General features: G+C 46.4%; 7 protein-coding genes. All 7 read left to right on the top strand.

Annotation, left to right across the window (positions count from 1 at the left end; genetic code table 11):
- Positions 1-106: 106 nt before the first annotated feature.
- The 7 genes from QUB61_RS26055 to QUB61_RS26085 all read left to right on the top strand — a co-directional run bounded on the left by QUB61_RS26055 (position 107) and on the right by QUB61_RS26085 (position 8,416).
- Positions 107-394, top strand: a complete 288-nt coding sequence (locus QUB61_RS26055; RefSeq protein ID WP_333045095.1) for a hypothetical protein — start codon at positions 107-109, stop codon at positions 392-394.
- Positions 395-419: 25 nt separating this feature from the next.
- Positions 420-620, top strand: coding sequence for a hypothetical protein (locus tag QUB61_RS26060; RefSeq protein WP_333132986.1), 201 nt, complete (start codon positions 420-422; stop codon positions 618-620).
- 27 nt (positions 621-647) lie between these two features.
- Positions 648-1,091 (top strand): Hsp20/alpha crystallin family protein, encoded by a 444-nt coding sequence (locus tag QUB61_RS26065; protein ID WP_333132985.1) that lies wholly within the window; start codon positions 648-650, stop codon positions 1,089-1,091.
- A 382-nt stretch (positions 1,092-1,473) separates the two neighbouring features.
- Entirely contained in the window at positions 1,474-1,836 is a 363-nt protein-coding gene (locus QUB61_RS26070) for a hypothetical protein (protein WP_333132984.1), read from the top strand.
- Positions 1,829-2,224 carry a hypothetical protein gene (locus tag QUB61_RS26075; protein WP_333132983.1) on the top strand — a complete coding sequence of 132 codons (396 nt, stop codon included), beginning with the start codon at positions 1,829-1,831 and terminating at the stop codon, positions 2,222-2,224. The genes QUB61_RS26070 and QUB61_RS26075 overlap by 8 nt, the downstream gene beginning before the upstream one ends.
- 352 nt (positions 2,225-2,576) lie before the next feature.
- Complete coding sequence (locus QUB61_RS26080; protein ID WP_015178455.1) at positions 2,577-2,978, top strand: fasciclin domain-containing protein; 402 nt, start codon at positions 2,577-2,579, stop codon at positions 2,976-2,978.
- A gap of 335 nt (positions 2,979-3,313) precedes the next feature.
- A complete protein-coding gene (locus tag QUB61_RS26085) occupies positions 3,314-8,416 on the top strand; it encodes a PAS domain S-box protein (protein ID WP_333132982.1) in 5,103 nt (1,700 codons plus the stop codon).
- The last annotated feature ends 106 nt before the right edge of the window (positions 8,417-8,522 follow it).

An 8,522-nucleotide genomic window follows, 5' to 3' on the forward strand; every position in this document is an offset into this window, starting at 1 on the left:
ATTTCTGACAGAACCGGCCACTGACGGCGATCGCTGCCTATCGTAGAAAAGGACAAGTTTTGTTTACTTGCACCTTTCGGCAGTTTAGCTGAATTTACTGACTCTTATGAGCATTTTCCCCAATTTTCTTCGCTCTGTACTGCTGACCAGCCTGTTGAGCTTTGTCGCCCCCATATTGTTAATCGGCGCGGGATTGACTAGCTTTTCGCTGATCGGCTTCGTCCCTGCTCTCCAAGGAGTTGGTCGTTCTGGAGAAGACCTGATTTTGCAGTTCTTAGCTACTTTCGGCAGCGGCTGTCCCCTCCAGGGTTTTTTCGTGATCGGCCTAACTTTTGGTTTGGTCGGTGCTTTGTTTGATACCTACGCTTCTTATCAGCATTCGCGGTGGAGTTAATCGAACCTGCGATTTTAGATTTTAGATGGGAATTCCTGGCTCGAATCTAAAATCTAAAATTGCTGGGTTCGGGTTGGAGCGGATACCCGCACCTGCGATGATTTTACAATTCCGATCGCGAATGTTCGGAAATGCGATCGGCCTTTTTGCGGAAAACCGACTCCCCCAGTTTCGGGAGCTGGAATATATTAAATACAAGTTGAGTCAAGTATTTCTCAACCCCTAAAAACTTCAGATAGTCGAGGTATTAGTTATGGCACTTATTCGTTGGGAACCTTTGCGGGAAATGGACTCCTTGCAGCGAGAAATGAATCGGTTGTTTGATAGCTTGACACCGGCAACCGATCGCGCATCTAACGGTGTTGCTTTTGTACCCGCCGCCGAACTCGATGAAACTCCCGAATCCATCCACCTTAAGTTAGAAATTCCGGGCATGGAAGCTAAGGATTTGGACGTACAAGTAACCGCAGAAGCTGTTGCTATCAGCGGCGAACGCCGTCACGAATCTAAGAGTGAAGATAAAGGCATGACTCGCTCTGAGTTCCGCTACGGTTCGTTCCGCCGGGTGATTCCCCTACCCGCACGGGTTCAAAATGACAGCGTAGAAGCTGAGTACAAAAATGGAGTTTTAAACCTGACTTTGCCCAAAGCAGAAGCGGAAAAGAACCGCGTGGTGAAAGTGCAAATCGGCGGCTAATAATTGTTTGCTACTTTAGTTAGTTAATTAGTAGGGGGGGCGCAAGGCACCCCCTATTTGTTTTGGAAATTGATTATTGGTCATTGGGAATTGATAATTGGGCCGAAAAGCATTGGGATTGCGAGTTTGAGGAATCATCCTTCCTTCTTCCTTCTTCCTTCTTCCTTCTTCCTTCTTCCTTCTATCCTTTACATCCGTTACATCCGTTACATCCGTTACATCCGTTACACAATCCGTTGCCGAACTTCCTTCTTCCTTCTATCCTTTACATCCGTTACATCCGTTACATCCGTTACATCCGTTACACAATCCGTTGCCGAACTTCCTTCTTCCTTCTTCCTTCTTCCTTCTTCCTTCCAACCGTGCTAAACTCCAATAAGCAATGGTTGGTGAGGAGACTGGCGTGCCGAGTCAGGGAGTGGGAGGAAATGGAATTGCATCTGAGTTTGGAGATTTAACGGGGATGACTCGCCAAGAAGTCGATGACTTTTTGCGCGGATTGGGTGCAGAAATCAGAACTACTAGAGATGGTTATGTTGCATATAAATTTTTTGATAAGTCAACAGTAATGATCCGTCCTAACGGTGAAGTGATTAGAACGCCTGCACCGAAATATGGATCGGATGGAAGAAATATCAACAAAGGTTTGCGTCTCGATAGAGATGGTAATTTATTGCGGACGAGAGACGAATTTGGTAATTTAATTCCAGGTACTCACAATACGGGAGAAAAATTAAATGAGTGATTGGAAGGATGACTATAACTTGCTTGGATTGGGTGGTTTTACATCTTTAATCACAAAAATTAACGTATCTTTATGGGGAAACGAAGTATTAATTGAATGCGTCTACAATCCAGAAGAAAGATTGCCTTATATGCTGGCATTTAAAGACTGTCGCGATATCAGTTGGACTGTACACGATGAAGAGGCAGTGGGCGAACTGGAAGCTGAATTTTTCGGAATTTCTTTAGGCGATCCCGAACACCGCAAGCCTGCGGTGATTACTACAGACATTTTTGAAATTTCAATTTTGTACGGCAGTTTTAGCATTCACAAGGGAGAAAACCTAAATGCTGAAGTAGCAGATTTAGAAACAGAGGTTCTGGTATCACAATCGCCAGCAGTCTTGTAGCAATTTAAAAGCACCGCGCGGTTAAATAGCCAAGCGGTTAGTAATATTATATCTGGTAAAATAACTATTACAGCCCTGGACGCAATCCGACTCCTCGAAACAGGGTTTTTTACCTAATCAGCGGGTTTTAACGAAGTATTTTCGTAAAAAACCCGGTTTCTGGACCCCCATGCGTAAGTCCTATATTATTAATTAGGTTTGTAGTGAGGACTGAAGTCCTCATCAAAAATCTGAGGATTGAAGTCCTCACTACAAAAGAATTACCAATTTTTCAAAAAAGACAGTAGGTATTGTTGCCCGCCTCAATTTACAATACTTAATATAACTTTTTTCCCAGATGAGGTAAAACACAATGCCTGATATTGTTGATATTGCCGTAGGTGCGGGTTCGTTCCAAACCCTGGTAACAGCCGTGCAAGTAGCTAATTTAGTAGACGCGCTCAAAAGCCCGGGCCCTTTTACTGTCTTTGCACCCAATGACGATGCTTTTGCGAAATTGCCGCCGGGAACTATCACAACCCTAGTGCAGAACGTTCCCCAACTGACTAGGATTTTGATGTTTCATGTCGTCTCCGGCAAGTTTATGAAAGCTGATTTGGCAAAACTCGGTTTTGTTACTTCCTTGGAAGGTTCGCCGATTAAAATTGATTGTTCTGACGGTTTTGAGGTGAAAAATGCTACTGTTGTCGCTGCGGATATCGAAGCGGATAACGGTGTCATCCATGTAATCGATAACGTGATTTTAATGGGGTAGTTTCACCGTCCATCGATTTTCGATTCTCGATTTTCGATTGACTCTAGAGATGAATTTGATGGTTTGAACTTTGGTCGAAAATTTTTTGAGTTCGACCACGGAAGTTGGCAGCTTGCATCTGTGTTTGGGTGTGAGGTTAACTGTCTGTCGCAGCGGGAGCGAGAGCTTGCATCGAGCAGTGTCTCTTTGCTCCCGATCGCGCCTTTTTTTTTAGCGGTTGAAGGTAATATAAATATAAAACCGTTGTGTTTTCGCCGGATGTATTTTAAAATAATTGTTTACAAAACTTTGAAAATCAATAATTATAATATAAGCAAACCCTTGTGGTGAGCACTATGCAAATCCTAGCCGCCAGCCTCAAAGCAAAAGTCCGCCAGCGTACCTTGGAACTGCAAGTTCTCAACGAACTTACGGAGAAAGTACAACTCGCTGCTGGCGCTGAGGAAATTTGGTCTGCGTGTTTGGCACATCTCTCGCGCCTAATTCCTGGCGCGACGATCGCAATTTTGACGCTACCGGACTCACGACTATACCTGCAACACTTACACCCCTTAACTGCTAGCGCCAGAGCCGAAATTGAAGGGCGCTTGCAGGCAGCTCGCGTTGAATGGATCGCTGGCAATCAGGACTGGGCGCACAACATCGATCCCCCACCAATTGCTCAGTTTCAGTCAATCTTGATGGCACCAGCCAACCCGGATGAAAGTGAAGAATTGTTAGGAGTATTTTTCATTGGTGCAGAGCAGGCAACTGCTTTTAATTTTCAGCACCTTTGTTTGCTCCACACTGTCGCTCAAATTTGTGCCAAATCGTTAATTATTTTAGCAGCTAAAACGACCAATGTCAAAGGACAAGCTAAAAATAATTTTGCTCGGGGTGCGGAAAGTCAAGAACTATTGGTGCGGGCTTTAATAGACGGTGCGCCGGACAGAATTTTTGCGAAAGATAGAAACTTTAGATACATTTTTGTAAATCAAAGTTTTGCTGCATATTTGGGGAAAAATGTTGAGGAAATTATCGGCAAAGATGATATTGAATTAGGATTTTCAGCAGAATTAGTATTTGGCGATCGCAACGGCCTCTTTAGGGGTATCCGCGAGGACGATCGAGCTGTGCTGGCCGGGGAGATTGTTCGCAATCCCTACCAGGCGATCCTCTTTGAAGGCGGCAAACAGCACATCTTTGACACGCAAAAACAGCCGCTATGCGATGCGGAGGGCAATATATTTGCGGTTTTGGGTTTTTCTCGGGAGATTTCTCAATTGCAGGCTACAGAGGAAGCCAGGAATCAAAGCCAAGCCAAACTGCAAAAAATTACTGCTAGCGTACCGGGTACAGTATATCAAATTGACTTGTATCCAGACGGCTCGATGGCCTTCTCGTTTGTGAGCGCCGGCTGCCGAGAATTGTATGAAATAGAGCCAGAGGCTGCTGGGCAGGACATTAATGTAATTGTTGACATGATTCATCCCGAAGATAGAGATGATTTTCTCAACTCGTTAACGCTTTCTGCTGAAAGTTTGCAGCCTTGGCGGTGGGAAGGAAGAATTGTCACTCCGTCGGGAAAACTTAAATGGGTGCAAGCAGCTTCCCAGCCAGAATTGCAAGCATCGGGGGAGATAGTTTACTACGGCTTGTTCACGGATATTAGCGCCCGGAAACAAGCTGAATTGAAGCTGCAACTTTATCAACAAATCTTTTTGAAATCCAACGATGCGATCGCGATATTAGACCCCCAAGGCTATTACTTAGAAACAAATCAAGCTCACACGGCTTTGCTGGGTTACTGTGCGTCGAAATTGTGGGGAAAAACCCCGGCATATCAGATGGGAGAACAGGCATTTGCGTCGGTAATGCAAAGCTTGGCAGAAACTGGGAGTTACCGAGGCGAAATGACCTTTATTAAGGCTTTGCAAAAGGGAACAGTTGAGGTGGAGCTTTCGGCTTTTGCGGTTCTCAATGATGCTGGGAATGTAGTTTGTTACGTAAGCGTCAACAGGGACATCACCGAACGCAAGCGAGCTGAGGAAAAACTCCTACTTTACCGAGAAATATTTTTAAACTCCAACGATGCGATCGTCATTATCGATGCTGACGGGTTTTTCCTGGAACAAAATCGCGCTCACCAAACGCTTCTAGAATACACAGACGCGGAATTAGAAGCACAAGGGTCGCCGCTGGTTGCGGGGGAGTGCTTTTCGGTAATTGCCAAAAGTTTAGCGAAAACTGGAAATTTTCGGGGCGAAATTACTAACTGCACTAAAGGCGGCCGCAGGCTGGCGATCGATGTTGCGGCATACTCTGTGATTAACAAGGCCGACGATGTAATTTGTCACGTCTGCGTCAAGCGCGACATTACCGAACGGAAAAAAGAAGAAGAAGAACGGCAAAAATTTGTGTCGCTGATTGAAAACAGCAGCGATTTTATCGGTATGGCTACCCTGGAAGGCAAAACGCTGTTTCTCAACGAAGCCGGACGAAAAATGGTGGGTTTAGAGAATATTTCGGAAGAGCTTTATACGGAGATATGGGATTATATCGGCCAAACTTTTAAACAAAAATTCACTCGAGAGATTTTGCCAATAATTATCAGTCAGGGCCAGTGGCAAGGAGAAGGTCAAATGCAGCACTTGCACGGCGGAAGACGCATTGATGTTGCGATCAATGCTTTTCTGGTCAAGCACCCTCAAAGCAGCGAACCGCTGTGCTTGGCTGCGGTAATTCGCGATGTCACCAAACGCAAGCAAGCTGAGAGAAAGCTGCGGGAACAAGCAGAACAAGAACGGCTGGTTTCGGCGATCGCCCAGCGAGTCCGGCAGTCTCTCAACCTCACTCAAACTCTGAGCACTGCTGTACAAGAAGTGCGACAGTTGCTGAAAACTGACCGCACGGTAATTTATCGTTTTGATTCCGAGGAAACAGCGATTGCTGTTGTGGAATCTGTAGGGAATGATTGGATGCCGCTGCTGGGCAGAGAAGTTCCAATAACATCCTTTGGGGAAAGTTATGTATCACTGTACAGCGCCGGAAAAATTCAAGCAATGGCAGATATTTATACTGCCAGTTTGAGTGAAAGACACCTAGATTTACTTGCTAGTTTGCAGGTAAGGGCTAATTTAGTTGTACCCATTTTTATAGGCGATGAAAGTCAGGAGTTGGCAAGAGAATATTCGCCGGCAACTCGAATAGCGCCGCCGGGAAGGAGTTTGGAAACGAGTCAAAATCGGTTGTGGGGATTGCTGATTGCCCATCAGTGCAGGGTTCCGCGCGTTTGGACTGATTCTGAGGTGGATTTGCTGGGAAGGTTGAGCGTGCAGTTGGCGATCGCCATTCAGCAATCCACTTTGTTTGAACAAGCGCAGCAGGCCCGAGAAGCGGCCCTGGAAGCATCTCGAATGAAGTCGCTATTTTTAGCAAATATGAGTCACGAAATCCGCACTCCGATGAATGGAGTGATGGGGATGACTGATTTGCTGCTGAAAACGAATCTTACTCCCGAACAGATAGACTTTGTGCAGACGCTGAAACTCAGCAGCCAAAATTTGCTGTCCATCATTAACGATATTCTCGATCTATCCAAACTCGAAGCAGGAGAAATGCGCTTAGAAACAATCGAATTTAACCTCAGTATCTGTCTAGATGAAGTGCTGGATTTGTTGGCAAATCCCGCACAAGAAAAAGGTCTAGAATTGGTGGCGCTGATTGACAGCGACGTGCCGCTGCAAATTAGAGGCGATGCAGCGCGGTTGCGGCAAATACTCACTAATTTGATCAACAATGCTATTAAGTTTACAGAAGCAGGAGAAGTGGTAATTGAGGTTTCTCTTGGCGATCGGGGGTTATTGGCAGCAAGCGACGACCAGAAAGTTAGAGAGAATATCCAACCGTTAAAAATCGGAAGCAATGGCTCGAAAGTCCTGCTTTTTAAAGTCACAGATACAGGAATCGGGATTGCTCAAGAAGACCAAAAAAAGCTATTTCAATCTTTTACTCAAGTTGATGCTTCTACGACGAGAAAGTACGGTGGCACAGGTTTGGGTCTGGCTATTTGTAAGCAGTTAGTGGAGTTAATTGGGGGTAAAATCGGTGTGGAAAGTACCCCTGGCAGAGGCTCGACTTTTTGGTTTACTGTGCCGGCAGTCGAGGAAAATTTAACGGCTGTAGGGACGGCGTGCGAAGTGAATTTGCAAACGGTGCTGGCGGGGCGAAAAATGTTAGTTGCTAGCGATAAGCCGACAGTGCGAAAAATGCTGCTGAGAATGGCTGTTGGGTGGGGAATGGAAGTTGAGGAGGTTGATAACGGTTGGATGGCGATCGCATCTCTGTACAAAGCTGTCAGCGTTAATTGCCCTTACGATATTGTTTTGGTTGATATTCAGTTGCCGGAAATGGTGGCCGGAAGTCTGGAAGGCTCGATCGTTTCTGAGCCGGCAATGCAGCATACAAAGTGGGTGGTGCTGACTTCAATTACTCAGATATCGGAGGCGAAACGCTTGGTAAATAGCGGTTTTAGCGGTTATTTAACTAAACCTGTGAAAGCTCATCGGCTGTTTGGTTGCTTGGTGAATGCGATCGCCCCGGGTGCGGCGATCGATGGGCCGGTGGCAAATCCAACGTCCAAGGAAGCCTCAGTTATTGATAACCGGGAGTTAGCGAACTTAAAGGTTTTGTTAGTTGAAGATACTCCGATCAATCAAAAAGTTGGTCTGAATCAACTCAGAGTTTTGGGATGCGCGGCGGATGTCGCCAATAACGGCGCAGAAGCGCTCTCGATGGTTGCTATCAAAAAGTATGACATTGTGTTGATGGACTGTCAGATGCCGGTTTTGGACGGTTACGAAGCCACGCTGGAATTGCGCCGCCTGGAAGCGGCAAAGGCTGCTGCTGGTTCGATGGAGGCACACCAAAAGACGGTGGTGATTGCGATGACGGCTAGTGCTTTGAAGGGCGATCGCGAAAAGTGTCTGGCGGCGGGCATGGACGATTATATTAGCAAACCTATTGCCCTCGAAAAGTTAAAATCTGTACTAGAAAATTGGTCGGCCCAGTTAAAAATTGCCAGTCCAAAGTTGAATGGCGAGGAACTCAAAAACTCTGCCGAGGATATTCAATCTTTAGTCGATGTAGCACGTTTGCACGAAATTGCGGGCGCTGATTTAGAGTTTGAGCGGGAAATACTGCAAGCTTTTGTGGTGGATACTGGCAACTATTTAGAAGCCGCTAAGGGGGCGCTAGCCTCGGGAGATGTCCAGACATTGGCCCGTCGCGCGCATCAAATTAAAGGTGTCAGTGCTACGGCGGCGGTGCGGTTAATGCCCGAGATGGCCGATCGGCTTCAAAGTCTTGCCGAATCAAAGGATTGGGAGGGGGCTAGGAAAATGATCGCTGAATTAGAAATCATTGTGGCGGGGGTTCAAAAGTGGGTGGCCCCTGAGTAAGCTGCTGCTATGTTCGAGAGGGAGAAGGGGAGAGGGGGAAGGGGAGAGGGGGAAGGGGAGAGGGGGAAGGGGAGAGGGGGAAGGGGAGAGGGGGAGAGGATTTGAC

Source organism: Microcoleus sp. C2D2 (assembly GCF_036702495.1).
GTDB lineage: Bacteria > Cyanobacteriota > Cyanobacteriia > Cyanobacteriales > Microcoleaceae > Microcoleus.